Below are 17,065 nucleotides of genomic sequence, written 5' to 3'. Positions count from 1 at the left end.
CCATGAAATCACGGCCAAATTTTCCGGTTCAGCCCAATTTTCGCTCTTTTTCCAGCCGCTTGGCCCAGGCTTTGGCCTGCGCCATCACGTTTCTGGGGGCTGTGCCGCCAAACGAGGTCCGGCTCTTCACCGAGGATTCGACGCTGAGCACTCTCAGCGCGTCCGCCGTGATCTTCGGCTCGACCTCCTGCATGGCCGCAAGCGGCAGCTCGTGCAGCGCCACGCCCTGCTTCGAGGCCAGGCCGACGATGCGGCCGGTAACGTGGTGGGCGTCGCGGAACGGCATTTTCAGCGCGCGCACCAGCCAGTCGGCCAGGTCGGTCGCGGTGGCGTAACCCTCGCCGGCGGCGGCCTTCATCTTCGCTTCGTCCGGCACCAGGTCTTCGACCATGCCGGTCATGGCGCGGATCGCGAGCGACAGCGCCTCGAACGCCTCCATGGCGCCCTGCTTGTCCTCCTGCATATCCTTTTGATAGGCGAGCGGCAGGCCCTTCATCACGATCAGGAGCGCGGTGAGCGCGCCGATCACGCGGCCGGTCTTGGCGCGCACGAGTTCGGCCGCATCCGGGTTGCGCTTCTGCGGCATGATCGACGAGCCGGTCGTGAACTTGTCGCTCAGCTTGACGAGACCGACCAGCGGCGAGGTCCAGATCACGATCTCCTCGGCGAAGCGTGACATGTGCACCGCGCAGATCGCCGCCGCCGACAGCGTCTCCAGCACGAAATCGCGGTCGGACACCGCGTCGAGCGAATTGGCCATCGGCCGGTTGAAGCCGAGCGCCTTGGCGGTCGCGGCGCGGTCGATCGGAAACGAGGTGCCGGCGAGCGCCGCCGCCCCCAGCGGCGATTCGTTCAGCCGCTTGCGCGCATCGGCAAAGCGGCCGCGGTCGCGGCCGGCCATCTCGACATAGGCCAAGAGGTGATGGCCGAAGGTCACCGGCTGCGCGGTCTGCAGATGGGTGAAGCCCGGCATCACGGTTCCGGCATGCTCCAGCGCGCGGGCGACCAGCGCCTGCTGGAACGCGGCCAGCGCGGCCTCGGTCTCGTCGATGGTGTCGCGGACATAGAGCCGGAAATCGGTCGCGACCTGGTCGTTGCGCGAGCGTGCGGTGTGCAGCCGGCCCGCGGCGGGCCCGATCAATTCGGACAGCCGCGACTCGACATTCATATGGATGTCCTCGAGCGCGCGCTTGAAATCGAAATCGCCCTTGCCGATTTCTGACAAAATCGTGTCTAGACCTTTGCCGATATTTTTCGCATCAGCGGACGTGATGATGCCTTGCGCGGCGAGCATGGCCGCGTGGGCCTTGGACGCGGCGATGTCCTGGGCATAAAGGTGACGGTCGACGTCGATGGAGACGTTGATTTCCTCCATGATCGCGTCGGGACGCTCGGAGAACCGGCCGCCCCACATCTTATTGCTCATGACTTCTCGCTCACGAATTTGTATTTCAGGCCGCGTGGTTTCATCGCCGGAACGGCGAAACAGCATGGCGGTTCCGATCGTATTCCTAGCCACTGCTTAGCCACATCTGACCCAGGATGACAAACGATATGCCCGAGACGACCCCATCCGAACCGACCGCCAAGCCGACGGCCAAATGGCGCATCCCGTTGGTGGTCGGCGCCGTGCTGGCCGGGGCCGCGATCGGCTATGTCGGGGTCTCGAGCCTCAAACATCCCGCAGGCGGCGATGTGGCCTGCAACAGCGCGGTCGCTCTGGCGAAGAAGATCGCCCCGCTGGCCCATGGCGAGGTCGCGGCGCTGACCATGGCGACCACCCCCTTGAGGGTGCCCGACCTCGCCTTCGAGGACGCCAACGGCCAGATGAAGAAACTATCGGATTGGCGCGGCAAGACCGTGCTGGTCAACCTGTGGGCGACCTGGTGCGTGCCCTGCCGCAAGGAAATGCCGGCGCTCGACAGCCTGCAGACCAAGCTCGGCGGCAAGGATTTCGAGGTGGTCGCGATCAACATCGACACCCGCGACCCGGACAAGCCGAAAAACTTCCTGAAAGAGGCCAATCTGACCAATCTCGGCTATTTCAGCGACCAGAAAGCCAAGGTCTTTCAGGACCTTAAGAACATAGGCAAGGCGCTGGGCATGCCGACCTCGGTGCTGGTCGACGGCCAGGGCTGCGAAATCGCCAACATCGCCGGTCCCGCCGAATGGGCGAGCGACGACGCGATCAAGTTGGTGAAGGCGGCGCTAGCCCCGGCCGCCGCAGGGTTTTGATCAGGCGACGGCGTTGAGATTGTCGCCAATGCCAGGACCGAGATTGGCGGTCGACGGCGTACCGAGCAGGGTCTGAACCGCGAACTTTTCCGCGTCGAGGTTCTGCTTGGTCACGCGGGTCGCGATCTCGCCCTGCATATTGCCCTGCTGCATCGACAGGATGCTTGTCATCATGCTCATCATGTCCATGCGCGGTACTCCCGGAACTAGGTTTGGGCTAACGCGCGAAAGTTAATACTTGGGCAATGGATGGCCGCGTCAGGCTGACGCATCGTTTCGAAGCGCAAGAGATCGCCAGGCTGGCACTTTAGATAGGTGCAGATCCGCCCAGCGTATCGAACCTGACGTTCTTCACCTTGCCCTGCTTCAGCAGTGGCAGATTTGCCTTGGTGAACGAGTGCAGATCCTTCTTACCGCGTCGGCACCGGCCTGTCGCCGCGATAGTCGTAGAAGCCGCGCTGGCTCTTGCGTCCGAGCCAGCCGGCCTCGACGTACTTCACCAGCAGCGGGCACGGCCGGTACTTGGAGTCGGCCAGCCCCTCGTGCAGCACCTGCATGATCGACAGGCAGGTGTCGAGGCCGATGAAATCGGCGAGCTCGAGCGGGCCCATCGGATGATGCGCACCGAGCTTCATCGCGGCGTCGATCGCCTCGACGTTGCCGACGCCCTCATACAGCGTGTAGATCGCCTCGTTGATCATCGGCAGCAGAATGCGGTTGACGATGAAGGCGGGAAAATCTTCCGACACCGCGACCTGCTTGCCGAGCTTGGCGACGAACGCCTTGGCGGTGTCGAAGGTCATGTCGTCGGTGGCGATGCCGCGGATCAGTTCGACCAGCTCCATCGCCGGCACCGGATTCATGAAGTGAATGCCGATGAATTTCTCCGGACGATCGGTCGATGCCGCGAGCCGGGTGATCGAAATCGACGACGAGTTGGTCGCGACGATCGCTTCCGGCTTCAGCACCGCACAAACCTCATGGAAGATCTTGCGCTTGGTCTCTTCCTTCTCGATCGCGGTCTCGATCACGAGATCGCAATCGGCGAGCGCATCGATCGTCTCGGCAGAGGTGATGCGGTCGAGCGCCTGCTTGCGCTCGCTCTCGCTGATCGCCTTCTTGGCGACCTGGCGGGTCAGATTGCCGTTGATGGTTGCCAGCGCCGACTTCAGCCGGTCGCTGGATATGTCATTGAGCACCACGTCGAAGCCGGCCAGCGCCGCCACGTGGGCAATGCCATTGCCCATCTGGCCCGAACCGATCACGCCGACCTTTTTGATTGCCACCGTCATCTTGTCATCCACCGGAACGGCGCGCAGATCGCGCCTGCCCAATTCCAACGATACCCGAAGTGAAGCCTTCCGGGTTGCCCAATCCGCCGGAAAACGTTTCCCGGGACCATGAAGTGATTACAGGTAATCACACCCGGATCCCAATTCCCCTGTCGAGCATGATCCTTTCGGAAAAACGTTTCCGGATCATTGCCTCGAAAATAATAACACCGGCTGGAGCTTACCCCATCCCGCCGGTGTCTTGTCGCCTACTTTCCCAGCTTGCCGAGCGCTTCGGTGAGCTCCGGAACCGCCTGGTAGAGGTCGGCGACCAGGCCGTAATCGGCGACCTGGAAGATCGGCGCGTCTTCATCCTTGTTGATCGCGACGATTACCTTGGAGTCCTTCATGCCGGCCAGATGCTGGATTGCGCCGGAGATGCCGACCGCGACATAGAGTTCCGGGGCCACCACCTTGCCGGTCTGGCCGACCTGCCAGTCGTTCGGCGCATAGCCGGCATCGACCGCGGCGCGCGAGGCGCCGACGCCGGCGCCGAGCTTGTCGGCGAGCGGCTCGATGTATTTTGCGAAATTCTCGCGGCTCTGCATGGCCCGGCCACCCGAGACGATGATCTTGGCAGAGGTCAGCTCCGGACGGTCGCTCTTGGCGACTTCCTCGCCGACGAACGAGGACAGGCCCGGATCGGCAGCCGCGGCGGCGTTCTCGATCGCGGCGCTGCCGCCTTCGCCGGCTGCGGCGAAGGTCGAGGTGCGGACCGTGATCACCTTCTTGGCGTCCTTCGACTTCACGGTCTGGATCGCATTGCCGGCATAGATCGGCCGCTCATAGGTGTCGGGCGCGACGACCTTGATGATCTCGGAAACCTGCATGACGTCGAGCAGCGCTGCGACGCGCGGCATCACGTTCTTGAAGCGCGAGGTCGCGGGCGCGACGAAGGCGTCATAGCCTCCCGCCAGCGCGACGATCAGCGCGGCCAGCGGCTCGGCAAGGTCGTGCTCATAGGCGGGGCCCTCAGCCACCAGCACCTTGGTGACGCCGGCCAGCTTGGCGGCTGCTTCCGCCGCCGCCTTGGTGCCCTGGCCGCCGCCGGCAACCAGCACATGTACGTCGCCGCCGAGCTGGCTCGCCGCGGTCAGCGCCTTGTTGGTCGAATCCTTCAGGGTCTCGTGGTCGTGTTCGGCAATCAACAGCGTCGTCATCAGAGAACCCCGGCTTCGGTCTTGAGCTTGTTCACGAGTTCGGCGACGTCCTTGACCTTGACGCCCGCCTTGCGGCCCGCCGGTTCCGCGGTCTTCAGCACTTCCAGACGCGGCGTGAGATCGACGCCGTAATCCGACGCGCTCTTGTCGTCGATCGGCTTCTTCTTCGCCTTCATGATGTTGGGCAGCGACGCATAGCGCGGCTCATTGAGACGCAGGTCAGTGGTGACGATCGCCGGGCCCTTGAGCTTGATGGTCTGCAGGCCGCCGTCGACTTCGCGCGTGACCTTGAAGTCCGATCCTTCGACCTCGAGCTTGGAGGCGAAGGTCGCCTGCGACCAGCCGAGCAGTGCGGCCAGCATCTGACCGGTCTGGTTGCTATCGTCGTCGATCGCCTGCTTGCCGAGGATGACGAGGCCGGGCTGCTCAGCCTCGACCACCGCCTTCAAGATCTTGGCAACCGCGAGCGGTTCGACATTGCCTTCGGCCTTCACCAGGATGCCGCGGTCGGCGCCCATCGCAAGCCCGGTGCGAATGGTCTCGGAGGCCTGCGCCGGTCCGATCGACACCACCACCACTTCGGTCGCCTTGCCGGCTTCCTTCAGCCGCAGCGCTTCCTCGACGGCGATTTCGTCGAACGGGTTCATCGACATCTTGACGTTGGCGAGCTCAACGCCCGATCCGTCGCTCTTGACGCGGACCTTGACGTTGTAGTCGACGACCCGCTTTACCGGCACAAGAACCTTCATCGATCCTCTTTCGCTTTGATTTTATGGGTTTCGGTTGGCTGGCGCGGAACCTAAAGGTCCCGTTTCCCCCGGTCAACGCGCCAAAGCCAAAAAACCGTCACCTGGTTTTGAACCAGTTTAGCGGTTCTGGCCGGGCACCCACAATACGTCTCCGGCCCCCTTATTGTTCTGGAAGCGGCTGGCAACGAACAGGAAATCCGACAGGCGGTTCATATACTGGATGCCAGCTTCATTGACCGGCTCGTCGGGCCGGGCGGCGAGTTCCACGATCATCCGTTCCGCGCGGCGACATATCGTCCGGGCTAGATGCAGATATGCAGAGGCAGGCGTCCCGCCGGGCAGCACGAACGAGGTCAGCGGCGCGAGCTGGTCGTTGAGGCTGTCGATGTCGCGCTCGAGCCGCTCGACCTGGCTCGCCAGCATCCGCAGACGTTCGGCCTTGCCCTCGCGCGCGGGCACCGCGAGGTCGGCGCCGAGATCGAACAGATCGTTCTGGATCCGGCCGAGCATCGCATCGAGCTCGGAGCTACCCGCAAGGTGCAGCCGCACCGCACCGATCGCGGCATTGGTCTCGTCGACCGTGCCGTAGGCCGCAATGCGCAGATCGTATTTCGGCCGCCGCTCGCCGGAGCCGAGCGCGGTGGTGCCGTCATCGCCGGTGCGCGTATAGATCCGATTGAGAACGACCATGGCCGTGATCTCCTAAGGTTTGTCCATCGCCCGCTTCGCTCGAAATGCTCTACCGCCCCATCGCCCAGACCGCGAGCATCGCGATGACGATGGCGACGAACTGCAGCAGCACGCGCAGCCGCATCAGCTTCTGCGACGTGTTCGGCGAACCACCCTTCATCATGTTGACGAGGCCGAGCAGGAGCACCAGCGCGACGGCGCCGACGGCGATAGGAAGAAAGATCGTGCTGAGGACAGATGTCATCTGCGGTACATAACACCGCACGGAGCGGACTTCCACACAGCTCCGCCATGCAACCAACTGGCTTTTCAATGCGTAATATCAGATGCTGGGTCCGTTCTCGGTCCGAGCCGTTTTCGACAATGCCGGGTGGAATGTGAAGCAGCTTCGTTACGTCACCCACGTCGTGATGGATGCCTTTTACACGTTCCTCGCCGATGACGGCTGGGCGATTGCGAGCCACATCGCGCTGTCGACCCTGATGGCGCTGTTTCCCTTCCTGATCGTGCTGACGTCGGTGGCCGGCTTCTTCGGCTCCAAGGAGCTCGCCGACCAGGCGGTCGGGCTGTTGCTGCAGGTCTGGCCGCAGCAGGTCGCCGAGGCGCTGTCCGGCCAGATCCACGACGTGCTGACCAACACCCGCGGCGACATCCTGACCATCGGCGCGGTGCTCGCGGTCTACTTCGCCTCCAACGGCGTCGAGGCGCTGCGGGTGGCGCTGAACCGCGCCTATGCCGTGATCGAGCCGCGGCGCTGGTACTGGCTGCGGCTGGAGTCGATCGGCTACACGCTGGTCGCGGCGTTCACCTCGCTCGCGATGGCATTCCTGATAGTGCTCGGGCCGCTGATCATCGAGGCGGCACGACGTTATATCCCGTTCTTCGTCGAATCCAACGAGAGCCTGCTCAACACCGCCCGTTACGGCATCACGGTGCTGGCTCTGGTCGTGGCGCTCTTCATCCTGCATGCCTGGCTGCCGGCGGGGCGCCGCGGCTTCACGCAGATCCTGCCCGGCATTATCTTCACCATGGTGGCGTCGCTGATCTCGGGCATCGGTTTCGGCATGTACCTGGCGCGCTTCGCCAACAATTACGTCACGATGTATGCGGGGCTCGCCTCTGTGGTGATCGCGCTGGTGTTTCTGTACTTCATCGCTGCGATCTTCGTGTTCGGCGGCGAGCTGAATGCGGCGATCATCAAGTCGCGGCTGCCGCGCGGCGTGTCGCTGCAAGCAGCGCAGTCGCGAGCGCCCGCGGAGAAACAGGCTTGACCAGGAAGGCGTCGGCGCCGGCGGCGCGCGCCGCCGCTTCATCCTCGGCGCGGCCGGAAATCCCGATGATCACGATCCGGCCCTGCGGCGGCGGCAGCGCGCGGATACGCTTGATCGCCTCGATGCCACCGATGCCCGGCAGCACCATGTCCATCAGCACGGCGTCGAAGGCGCCCTGGCCGAGCCTGTCCGGCGCGGCCTCGCCTTGACCGATGAATTCGGCGCGGTGACCGAGCTCGGTCAGGATCGTGTTGAGCACGACGCGGCCGAACGGATTGTCCTCGACGCTGAGCAGCCGCAGCCCTTGCGATGCCCGCACCACCGCGCCTTCGCTCGACATGGCGCCGGCCGGCCCTTCGGCGGGCACCAGCACCACGTTGAGCGTGAAGGTGGTACCGCCGCCCGCGCGCCGGGCCGCGACGATGTCGCCGCCCATGGCGCGCGCGAGCTGCTTGACCGAGGACAGGCCGAGCCCGGCGCCGCCGAACCGCGCGGCGATCGAGACGTTGGCCTGCGAGAACGGCCGGAACAGGCGCTTGACCTCTGATAGCGTCAGACCGATGCCGCTGTCGGAAATCGCAAACGCAATGCCAATTCTGCCCTTGGGCGCGCGCACCGGCGCGACATGCAGCTCGATGCTGCCCTGCTCGGTGAACTTGACGGCGTTGTCGATCAGGTTCTCCAGCGCGGCGCGCAGGCGGACGGGATCGCCGACCGCGAAGGCGGGCAGCTTATCGGAGACCTCGACCGAGGCCTGCAGCCCCTTGGCTGCCGCGCGGCCGGCGAGCGAATCCCCGGCGTGGCGCGCCAGCGTGCGCAGGTCGAAAAAATCCTGCCGGATCTCGAGCCCCGGTCCCTCGCTCCGCGCGGCGTCGACGAACAGGGTCGCAAGGCTGGCCAGATGCTCGGCGCCGGCCTTGACGGTATCGACCCAGCGCCGCTCACGCTCGCCGAGATCCGATGTCGCGAGCAGATTGCTGATCGCGAGGATACCGGTCAGCGGCGTCCGCACCTCATGAGCAAAGGCGGCGAGCGCGGTCTCGACCACGCCGGGGCCAGCCTTCGCGGGCGCCTTTGGCGCGGCCCGCTTGGCGGCCGTCTTGGCGGTGCCTGTCTTGCCGGCGCGTGTTTTGGCAGCGCGCGTCTTCGGCGGCATCCTTTTGGATGGCCGATTGCGGCGCCGTACACGCGATTTTGACGCCATGGTCTCAGTGATCCCCGCCCTGGAGGACAACATGGCATGCCAGGCGTGCCGGAGTCACGGCGGCGTTTGCGGCCTGCCATCGCAAGGCGCCATGGTGGTAACAGCCCTGCTTCGCGATCGAACGCGGCCGGAATCTATGACAAACCGACCAAGCGGCGGATATCGGCCGGGCTCGCACCGTCCGCCCGCAACTCGCGCAGCCCGGTCGCCTGGGTCGATTTGGATAGTTTCTGGCCGGCCGCGTCCCGGATCAGGCGATGGTGCCGGTAGGTCGGCCCGGGCAGGCCAAGCAGTTCCTGCAGCAGCCGATGCACGCTGGTCGACCAGAACAGGTCAACGCCCCTGACCACATCGCTGACGCCCTGCAGGGCGTCATCGACCACGACGGCGAGATGGTAGCTGGTTGGGGTCTCCTTGCGCGCCAGGATCACATCACCCCAGGCCCCAGGCTGCGCTGCCACCTCTCCGCTCTCGCCAGCCGGCCCCTCGCCCGCCTCCTGCCAGCGCAGGCCACCGGCGCGTGCGCAGGCTGAGGCCATGTCGAGCCGCAGCGCGAACGGCGCGCCCTGCCCGATCAGCCGGCCGCGCTCCCCGGCCGACAGCGATTTGCCCGCTCCCGGATAGAGCGGCGCGCCATCCGGATCGCGCGGCCAGGCGCCACCGGCCTCTTGCTCCGCGACCAGCCGGGCGATGTCGGTGCGGCTCTCGAAGCTCGGATAGACCAGGCCCTGCGCCGCCAGGCGGTCGAGCGCCGCGCGATAGGCGCCAAGGTACTCCGACTGCCGCCGCACCGGGGTTTCCCATGCGATGCCGAGCCAGGCGAGATCCTCGTAGATCGCCTGCTCGAACTCTACCCGGCAGCGCGTCGCGTCGATGTCCTCGATCCGCAGCAGGAATCGTCCGCCCGACTGCCGCGCGAGGTCGTGGTTGAGCAGCGCCGAATAAGCGTGGCCGAGATGCAGGTAGCCGTTCGGACTCGGCGCGAAGCGGAAAACGGGTGGCATGGCGATCGTTCGTAGGTTCATGGCCGGGTTCGCCCAGACGATCCCTGTTTAAGCATGATCCCCGCGCAAACGGCTTGCGTTTGACGCGAGGCCAAACCGGTTTCCACTTTCCGGATCATGCACCTGGACACGACTCTGTTACGATAGGAGATGGATGTGCGGTCAAGCCCGCGCATGGCAAGCCGATGCAGATCCCGCAATGCTGATTCATCTCGAAACCCAGGCCGACCTCGACGACGCCATCCGGAAGCTGGTCGACCAGGATCGCCGCCTGCGCCCGATCCTCGAATCGACCGGGATGCCGGCGATCCGGCAGCGTGAGCCCGGGTTTGCCGGGCTAGCCGCCATCATCTGCGGCCAGCAGCTGTCGACCGCGAGTGCGGCGGCGATCTGGGGGCGCGTCAGCAAGGCGTTCGATCCATTCCATCATGATGCGATCCGCAAGGTACGGGCCGACCGGCTCGGCCGGCTTGGACTGTCCGCCGCCAAGATCAAGACGCTGAAGCACATCGCGCGCGAGCTCGCCGAGGAGCGGCTGAACCTCGACGTGCTCGCCAACGAAGAGGCCGATGCCGCCCACAACACGCTGACCGCGCTGCCCGGAATCGGCCCGTGGACCGCCGACGTCTATCTCCTGTTCTGTCTCGGCCATGGCGATGCATGGCCGGCGGGGGACCTCGCCGTGCAGGAAGCGGTCAAGGTCGGGCTCGGGCTGAAGGAGCGGCCGACGCCGAAGCAGATGGCGCCGCTTGCGGAGCCGTGGCGTCCGCTCCGCGGCGCCGCCGCGCATCTGTGGTGGGCATATTATCGCGTGCTGAAGAATCGCGAGGGGGTGCTCGCCGGCGCGAAGTAGGGCGTCGTCGAGAAAAACACACCAATTATGTGATCGCGTGATATAGCATCAGCAGACAAATACTTATTCAATTTGACGGCCTCGCCGATTTAGCACACTCAGCACGTCCCCATTGCAAGGAGACGGACCTGGTTTCTCGCCGTATCCCGCTGACGCTTCTCTCTATATCCCTGGGCGCCATCGCCGCGGTGTGGTGGTGGCTGGGCATCCCGGTCAACCTGGTGCGCGCACCGATCGATCCGAACGATAAAGTTCAGTGCATCTCATACGCTCCGTTCCGTAACAATCAGACATCACTTTCGCCGGCGACGCAGGTCACGCGGGAACAGATCGCGGAAGACCTCGCGCAACTCGCCAAGATATCCGACTGCATCCGGACCTACGCGACCGATCTTGGTCTCGATCAGATTCCCGGACTCGCGGCCAAGGCGGGGCTTAAAGTCATTCAGGGCATCTTCCTGGACAGGGACCGAAGGAAGAATTCAACGCAGATTTCAACGGCGATCCGCCTCGCCAAGGAATATCCGGAAACCATCATCGCGCTTGTGGTCGGCAACGAGGTCTTGTTACGCAAGGAAATGTCGGCGTCCGACCTCGCCGCCACGATCCGCGCGATCAAGGCGCAGGTCAGCGTCCCCGTCACCTATGCCGACGTCTGGGAGTTCTGGCTGAGCAATCGCGAACTTTACGACGCCGTCGATTTCATCACCGTTCATATCCTGCCGTATTGGGAAAACGTTCCAATCCGGGCGGAAGATGCTGCCGCTCACGCCGACGAGATTCGCCGGCAGATCGCGGCGGCTTTCCCGGGCAAGGAAATCCTGATCGGAGAAATCGGTTGGCCGAGCGAGGGGCGCATGCGCGAGTCCGCGCTGCCGTCGCGCGTCAATCAGGCGCGGGTGGTCTCGGAGGTCCTCGACCTTGCCCGGCGCGAGCATTTCCGCGTCAACCTGTTCGAGGCCTATGATGAGGGATGGAAGCGGGAGATCGAGGGCACGGTCGGCGGATCCTGGGGCCTGTTCGATTCCGAGCAGCGCTCGCTGAAATATCCGGCCGGCCTGCCCATCAGCAATTTTCCGTTCTGGAAATTGCAGATGTGCAGCGGAATGGTGCTGGCGATCCTGGTCTTCGGCGCAGCATGGCTGACCTTGCGCCGCAAGCCGAGGAAGCCCGAATTCGTGCCATGGCTTGCAGTCGGAGTATCTGCAACGACGGCCGGAATCCTGTTTGGGGCAGCCGCCCAAAGACTGGTCTATGAAAGCTATGGAGCGGGAGGCTGGCTTGTGTGGGGCTCGCTTCTGCTGGCGGCAACGGCGTCGCCGGTGTTTGGCGCCAACGCCCTGATGGCGGGGCGCGCGCCGCCCAGTTTCCTGGAATTGTTGGGTCCGCAGGGCTACCACACCGAATCGGTGCCGGTGACCACGCACGGATTGGCCCTGATCGTCACCGTCGTGGTCGGCACAGCGGCCGCACTCGGCCTGGTGTTTGATCCGCGCTTTATCGATTTTCCTTTCGCGCCGCTCACCATGGCGGCGGTGCCGTTTGCGGCGACGACGCTGCTCAATCCTCCCACGAAAGGAATCCGCCCGCTGGCGGAATCGGTCTTTGCCGGCATTTTCGTCGGAGCCGCGATCTATATGGGCTTCAACGAAGGTCCGGAGAACTGGCAGTCGCTGTGGACTTGCGCCGTCTTTATCCTGCTTGCGGTGACGCTGTGGCGCGCGCGTGCCTGAGAAGAGATGTTCTAGCCGCGCAGCCTGACACGGTCCTCGCGCGCGCAGTCGGTGACGAAGCCGATGACGGCGCGCACCGAGGGAAGCTCGACCAGATCGGGATGGGCGAGCAGCCAGAGATCGGAGAGGCTCGAGAGCTTCTGCGGAGCGACCCGAACCAGATCGGGATAGTCGGCCCCGACCAGGCAGGACAGCGCGCAAATCCCGAGCCCGGCCCGCGCCGCCGCAAGCATGTCGCCCTGCGAGGAACAGCGCATCACCAGCGTGCCCTGCCGCGTGATGACATCGCTCCACCGCGCCAGACGCGCATTCGAGGCCTGGTCGGCAAACCCGATCACGCTGTGGCCTTTCCACTCGTCCGGCCGCTCCGGAAGCTTGCGGCCGGCGGCATAGAAGCGTGACGCATAGAAGCCGGCGCCGAGCCGTCCGATCTTGCGCCCGATCAGGTTCTCGTCCCCCGCATCGACCGGCCGCAGCACCACGTCGGCCTCGCGGCGGCGCACGCTCGCCGGAAACGGGTGGGTGATGATCTCGAGCTGGATGCTGGCGTGATCGCGCAGGAACGGCCCGAGCCGCGGCATCAGCCAGTGCGCGGCCAGTGTCGCGCCGATCGACAGCTTCACGACGCCACGGGCTTGCTCACCGGTTGCGGACGCGGAAGCTTCCGCGCGCAACGCGGCCGCGGCCATCACCTCAGCGTGCTCGCGGAACTTGCGGCCGAGCGATGTCAGCGCCAACCCATCATTGGACCGGGCGAACAGACGGGTCCCGAGCTGCTTCTCGAGCGCCGCGACATTGCGGCCGACGGTGGGATGGCTGATGCGCAGCCGCCGCGCCGCGCCGGCGTAGCTGCGCGTCTCCGCCACCGCGACGAATGTCTTGCAAAGCTCCCAGTCCATGCCGCTTGCCCGCCTGCGCCCTCTTTCATTTCTGCTCGACCAGCTGTTCAATATTGAACGCCATAACGCAGCCGTCCAGCCTTATATTGCCGCGCAAGAGAGCCGCCGCTCCAGCCATTACAACACATCGCGATCCGCCCCGGCTACCGGCCGGGCGGTCCACCATGGAGGATCCGAAAAATGTCGCTGCCTGCTTCGCTCGCCAACAAGCTTGAACTGCCGGTCGTCGGATCCCCGCTGTTCATCGTCTCGGGGCCGGAGCTCGTGATCGCGCAGTGCAAGGCCGGCATTGTCGGCTCATTCCCGGCGCTGAACGCCCGCCCGGTCGAAAAGCTCGACGAATGGCTGACGCAGATCGAGAACGAGCTCGGCGAATACCAGGCGCTGCATCCGGAGAAGAAGGTCGCGCCCTACGCGGTCAACCAGATCTGCCACGCCTCCAACGACCGCCTGATGCGCGACATGGAGATCTGCGTGAAGCACAAGGTGCCCGTGATCATCACCTCGCTGCGCCCGCCGTCGGAGATCGTCGAGGCCGCGCATTCCTATGGCGGCGTGGTGTTCCACGACGTCATCAACGTGAAGCATGCGCGCAAGGCTGCCGAGCAGGGCGTCGACGGGCTGATCCTGGTCTGCGCCGGCGCCGGTGGCCATGCCGGCACGCTGTCGCCGTTTGCGCTGGTGCGCGAGGTCAAGCAGTGGTTCAAGGGCACGATCCTGTTGTCGGGCGCGATCTCCGATGGATGGAGCATCGCATCCGCGCTCGCGCTCGGCGCCGACCTCGCCTATATCGGCACCCGCTTCATCGCGACCGAGGAAGCCAACGCCGATATCAGGTACAAGCAGGCATTGACCGAACATGCCGCGCACGACATCGTCTATTCGAACCTGTTCACGGGCGTGCCCGGCAACTATCTTGGACCATCGATCGCGGCGGCAGGCCTCGATCCGGGCAATCTGCCGGTGGCCGACAAATCCACGATGAATTTCGGCTCCGGCGGCAACATGAAGGCCAAGGCCTGGCGCGACATCTGGGGCTCGGGCCAGGGCATCGGCCAGATCACGGATGCCCCGCCGGTCGCCGAACTGGTGGCGCGGCTGAAGGCGGAGTTTAATGAGGCGCGGAACGATTTCGTTCGTGCCAGCGCCTGACGTCTGGACGACCACGCGGAGAGAGCCGGCATGATCATCAGCGGCGACAGGCAGATCAGCTACAGCGACATTCACGCCCGCATCGCACGGGCGGCCACCGGCTTCCGCGCGCTCGGCGTGCGCGACGGCAAGCCGGTCGGCATGATGTTGCGCAACGATTTCGCGCTGTTCGAGGTGGTCGCGGCCTCCGCCGCGCTCGGCAGTCCGGTAGTGCCGATCAACTGGCATCTGAAGGCCGACGAGGTCGCCTACATCCTGTCCGACAGCGGCGCCGATACGCTGGTCTGCCACGCCGATCTGTTGCCGCAGATCCGCGACGGGTTGCCGCCGGGAATCAAGCTGCTGGTGGTGACCACGCCACCGGAGATCGCCGCGGCCTATGGTGTGGCGCCTGCGGCTACGCGCGTGCCAGACGGCATGACCGACTGGGACGTCTGGCGCGAGACGCATCAACCGCTGGCCGACGCGCCGATCGGCGCAGCGCCGATGTTCTACACCTCGGGCACCACCGGACTGCCGAAGGGCGTGCGGCGCAAGCCGATGCGGCCCGAGCAGCAGGCGGCGGCCGCGCGCGTCGGCGCCATCACCTACGGCGTCAAGCCGAACGAGGATCAGGTGATCCTGATGAACGGCCCGATGTACCATTCGGCGCCGCACTCCTACGGGATGCTCGCATTCCGCAACGGCTGCATGATCGTGCTCGAGCCCCGCTTCGATCCCGAGGATCTGCTGCAACTGATCGAGCGGTATCGTGTCACGCACATGCATATGGTGCCGACCATGTTCGTGCGGCTGCTGCGCTTGCCGGAGCAGACGCGACGCCGCTACGACCTGTCATCGCTGCGATTCATCGTGCATGGCGCCGCGCCCTGCCCCGTCGACGTCAAGCGCGCGATGATCGAGTGGTGGGGTCCGGTGATCAACGAATATCTCGGCTCGACCGAGACCGGCATCCCGGTGTGGCATTCGGCGGCGGAAGCGCTGGCCAAGCCCGGCACGGTCGGCCGCGCGATCGAGGGCGGCATCGTGAAGATCTTCCGGCCCGATGGGACGCAATGCGACGTCGGTGAGCCCGGCGAGATCTTCATGCGCCAGACGGCGACGTCGGACTTCGATTACCACGGCAACGCCAAGGCGCGCGCCGAGGCCGACCGCGACGGCCTCATCAGTGTCGGCGACGTCGGTTATCTCGACGCGGACGGCTATCTGTTCCTTTGCGACCGCAAGCGCGACATGGTGATCTCCGGCGGAGTCAACATCTATCCCGCCGAGATCGAGAATACCTTGATCGGCATGGAAGGTGTCCGCGACTGCGCGGTATTCGGCGTTCCCGACGACGAGTACGGCGAGCGGCTGTTCGCCTGCGTCGAGCCGGAAGCGGGCGCTGCGCTGTCGATTGCAGCGATCCAGGATTTTCTGCGCGGCAAGCTCGCCAATTTCAAGGTGCCGCGGGATATCCGGTTCATGGACGCGCTGCCGCGCGAGGCCACCGGCAAGATCTTCAAGCGCAAGCTGCGTGACCTCTACCGCGAAGGACGGCTCGGCTGAACGAAATGGCGGTGAAGCGAACGGCGTTTGAAACTTAGTTGCTGTTGCAAAAGGCCGGCAATCGACGCAACGATGCCGCCGCATCTGAGACCCGGATCATCGCCATGAACTCGATCGACTTCATCGTCATCCGCAACGATCTGCAGCAGTGCAAGGTGATCGAGACGCAGTTGCCCGATGCCGCGGCGCTGCCGGCCGACGCGCTGCTGGTCAAGGTCACCCGCTTCGCCTTCACCGCCAACAACATCACCTATGCCGTGATTGGCGAGCAGCTGAAATACTGGCATCTGTTCCCGGCGCCCGAGGGCTACGGCATCATCCCGGTGTGGGGCTTTGGCCAAGTGATCGCCTCGAAACATCCCGCTATCGCGGTCGGCGAAACCCTGTTCGGCTATTTCCCGATGGCGACCCATCTCATGATCGAGGCCACCGACGTCAGCAAGCGTGGCTTGCGCGACGGAGCGGCGCACCGTCAGGAGGTCTCGCCGGTCTACAACGCCTATGCCCGCGTCTCCGGCGATCCGACCTATGCCGGCCGGCAGGGCGATTTCCGTGCGCTGCTGCTGCCCCTGTTCATGCTGTCGTTCCTGGTCGACGACTTCCTGGCCGAGAATGAGTTCTACGGCGCACGCCGCGTCATCCTGTCGTCGGCCTCGAGCAAGACCGCGTTCGGCCTCGCCCATCTCCTGCACAGGCGGGGCATCCGGGTGATCGGGCTGACATCGAACCGCAATATCGATTTCGTCACCTCGCTCGGCTGCTACGACGAGGTCGTCACCTATGACCAGGTCACCGCGATCCCGCCGGCCGAGCCGGTCGCCTATGTCGACATGGCCGGCAACAGCGCGCTGCGCGAGAGCCTGCACCGGCACTTCGGCGCGCAGATGGTCTATTCCGGGCGGGTCGGGCTCACGCATCGCGCGAGCGAGCCGGACGAGCCGACGCTTCCCGGCGCCAAGCCGGTGTGGTTCTTCGCGCCCGACCAGATCCGCAAGCGCGCCAAGGAATGGGGTCCCGGCGGCGTCGACCACCGCTTTGGCACCGCATGGACGGAACTCGTGCCGCATCTGCCCAATTGGCTCGATATCGTCGAGCGGCGCGGCCCGGCCGCGGTGCGCGAGGCCTATCTCGATACCCTGCAGGGCCGCGTTCCGCCGGATCAAGGCCTGATCCTGTCGCTGGCCGAATAGGCGCTATCCCGTCGCGCCCTTTCTGCGGCCTCGCCAATCGGTATAG

Annotated in this window: 18 protein-coding genes; 7 read left to right on the top strand and 11 right to left on the bottom strand. The window is 65.0% G+C overall.

From position 1 onward, the window contains the following. Positions 1–28: 28 nt before the first annotated feature. A complete protein-coding gene (gene argH, locus ABIB78_RS00465) occupies positions 29–1,426 on the bottom strand; it encodes an argininosuccinate lyase (RefSeq protein ID WP_429020239.1) in 1,398 nt (465 codons plus the stop codon). Positions 1,427–1,554: 128 nt separating this feature from the next. Here argH and tlpA point away from each other — a divergent pair, with 128 nt between their 5' ends. Continuing rightward, entirely contained in the window at positions 1,555–2,235 is a 681-nt protein-coding gene (gene tlpA, locus ABIB78_RS00460) for a thiol:disulfide interchange protein TlpA (RefSeq protein WP_429020237.1), read from the top strand. On the opposite strand, the gene ABIB78_RS00455 is transcribed toward tlpA, so the two are convergent. The 7 genes from ABIB78_RS00455 to ABIB78_RS00425 all read right to left on the bottom strand — a co-directional run bounded on the left by ABIB78_RS00455 (position 2,236) and on the right by ABIB78_RS00425 (position 6,409). Continuing rightward, positions 2,236–2,424, bottom strand: coding sequence for a hypothetical protein (locus ABIB78_RS00455; protein ID WP_429020235.1), 189 nt, complete (start codon positions 2,422–2,424; stop codon positions 2,236–2,238). 17 nt (positions 2,425–2,441) lie between these two features. Further along, entirely contained in the window at positions 2,442–2,558 is a 117-nt protein-coding gene (locus ABIB78_RS00450; RefSeq protein WP_429021483.1) for a hypothetical protein, read from the bottom strand. An 87-nt stretch (positions 2,559–2,645) separates the two neighbouring features. After that, entirely contained in the window at positions 2,646–3,527 is an 882-nt protein-coding gene (locus tag ABIB78_RS00445) for a 3-hydroxybutyryl-CoA dehydrogenase (RefSeq protein WP_429020233.1), read from the bottom strand. Between the two features lie 248 nt (positions 3,528–3,775). Further along, positions 3,776–4,726 (bottom strand): electron transfer flavoprotein subunit alpha/FixB family protein, encoded by a 951-nt coding sequence (locus ABIB78_RS00440; RefSeq protein WP_429020231.1) that lies wholly within the window; start codon positions 4,724–4,726, stop codon positions 3,776–3,778. Beyond that, positions 4,726–5,475 carry an electron transfer flavoprotein subunit beta/FixA family protein gene (locus ABIB78_RS00435; protein WP_092123260.1) on the bottom strand — a complete coding sequence of 250 codons (750 nt, stop codon included), beginning with the start codon at positions 5,473–5,475 and terminating at the stop codon, positions 4,726–4,728. Before ABIB78_RS00435 ends, ABIB78_RS00440 begins: the two co-directional genes overlap by 1 nt. 117 nt (positions 5,476–5,592) lie before the next feature. After that, a complete protein-coding gene (locus ABIB78_RS00430; RefSeq protein WP_429020229.1) occupies positions 5,593–6,165 on the bottom strand; it encodes a cob(I)yrinic acid a,c-diamide adenosyltransferase in 573 nt (190 codons plus the stop codon). A 49-nt stretch (positions 6,166–6,214) separates the two neighbouring features. Beyond that, positions 6,215–6,409 carry a twin transmembrane helix small protein gene (locus tag ABIB78_RS00425; protein ID WP_429020227.1) on the bottom strand — a complete coding sequence of 65 codons (195 nt, stop codon included), beginning with the start codon at positions 6,407–6,409 and terminating at the stop codon, positions 6,215–6,217. Positions 6,410–6,575: 166 nt separating this feature from the next. Between ABIB78_RS00425 and ABIB78_RS00420 the strand changes: the two genes are divergently transcribed. Continuing rightward, positions 6,576–7,436 (top strand): YihY/virulence factor BrkB family protein, encoded by an 861-nt coding sequence (locus ABIB78_RS00420; protein ID WP_429021481.1) that lies wholly within the window; start codon positions 6,576–6,578, stop codon positions 7,434–7,436. Here the strand turns inward: ABIB78_RS00420 and ABIB78_RS00415 are convergent. Together ABIB78_RS00415 and gluQRS are read right to left on the bottom strand one after the other, a co-directional pair. Continuing rightward, positions 7,363–8,640, bottom strand: coding sequence for an ATP-binding protein (locus ABIB78_RS00415; protein ID WP_429020225.1), 1,278 nt, complete (start codon positions 8,638–8,640; stop codon positions 7,363–7,365). The two genes, ABIB78_RS00420 and ABIB78_RS00415, sit on opposite strands and share 74 nt — an antisense overlap. 134 nt (positions 8,641–8,774) lie before the next feature. Further along, complete coding sequence (gene gluQRS / locus ABIB78_RS00410; protein WP_429020223.1) at positions 8,775–9,644, bottom strand: tRNA glutamyl-Q(34) synthetase GluQRS; 870 nt, start codon at positions 9,642–9,644, stop codon at positions 8,775–8,777. A 199-nt stretch (positions 9,645–9,843) separates the two neighbouring features. Between gluQRS and ABIB78_RS00405 the strand changes: the two genes are divergently transcribed. Together ABIB78_RS00405 and ABIB78_RS00400 are read left to right on the top strand one after the other, a co-directional pair. Continuing rightward, entirely contained in the window at positions 9,844–10,497 is a 654-nt protein-coding gene (locus tag ABIB78_RS00405; RefSeq protein WP_429020221.1) for a DNA-3-methyladenine glycosylase family protein, read from the top strand. Positions 10,498–10,667: 170 nt separating this feature from the next. Further along, positions 10,668–12,230 carry a glycosyl hydrolase family 17 protein gene (locus ABIB78_RS00400; protein WP_429021480.1) on the top strand — a complete coding sequence of 521 codons (1,563 nt, stop codon included), beginning with the start codon at positions 10,668–10,670 and terminating at the stop codon, positions 12,228–12,230. An 11-nt stretch (positions 12,231–12,241) separates the two neighbouring features. Here the strand turns inward: ABIB78_RS00400 and ABIB78_RS00395 are convergent, their stop codons facing one another. After that, complete coding sequence (locus ABIB78_RS00395; protein WP_429020219.1) at positions 12,242–13,129, bottom strand: LysR family transcriptional regulator; 888 nt, start codon at positions 13,127–13,129, stop codon at positions 12,242–12,244. 180 nt (positions 13,130–13,309) lie between these two features. Here ABIB78_RS00395 and ABIB78_RS00390 point away from each other — a divergent pair, with 180 nt between their 5' ends. From ABIB78_RS00390 to ABIB78_RS00380, 3 genes are all read left to right on the top strand, one after another. Next, positions 13,310–14,281 (top strand): NAD(P)H-dependent flavin oxidoreductase, encoded by a 972-nt coding sequence (locus tag ABIB78_RS00390; protein WP_429020217.1) that lies wholly within the window; start codon positions 13,310–13,312, stop codon positions 14,279–14,281. Positions 14,282–14,311: 30 nt separating this feature from the next. Then, complete coding sequence (locus ABIB78_RS00385; protein WP_429020215.1) at positions 14,312–15,829, top strand: acyl-CoA synthetase; 1,518 nt, start codon at positions 14,312–14,314, stop codon at positions 15,827–15,829. A 104-nt stretch (positions 15,830–15,933) separates the two neighbouring features. Then, positions 15,934–17,019, top strand: coding sequence for a DUF2855 family protein (locus tag ABIB78_RS00380; protein WP_429020213.1), 1,086 nt, complete (start codon positions 15,934–15,936; stop codon positions 17,017–17,019). Positions 17,020–17,065: the final 46 nt, after the last annotated feature.

Source organism: Bradyrhizobium sp. I1.14.4 (assembly GCF_050435825.1).
Taxonomy (GTDB): domain Bacteria; phylum Pseudomonadota; class Alphaproteobacteria; order Rhizobiales; family Xanthobacteraceae; genus Bradyrhizobium.
Note: the sequence above shows the minus strand (reverse complement) of the source record. Positions and strands in the feature narration are given on the sequence as shown.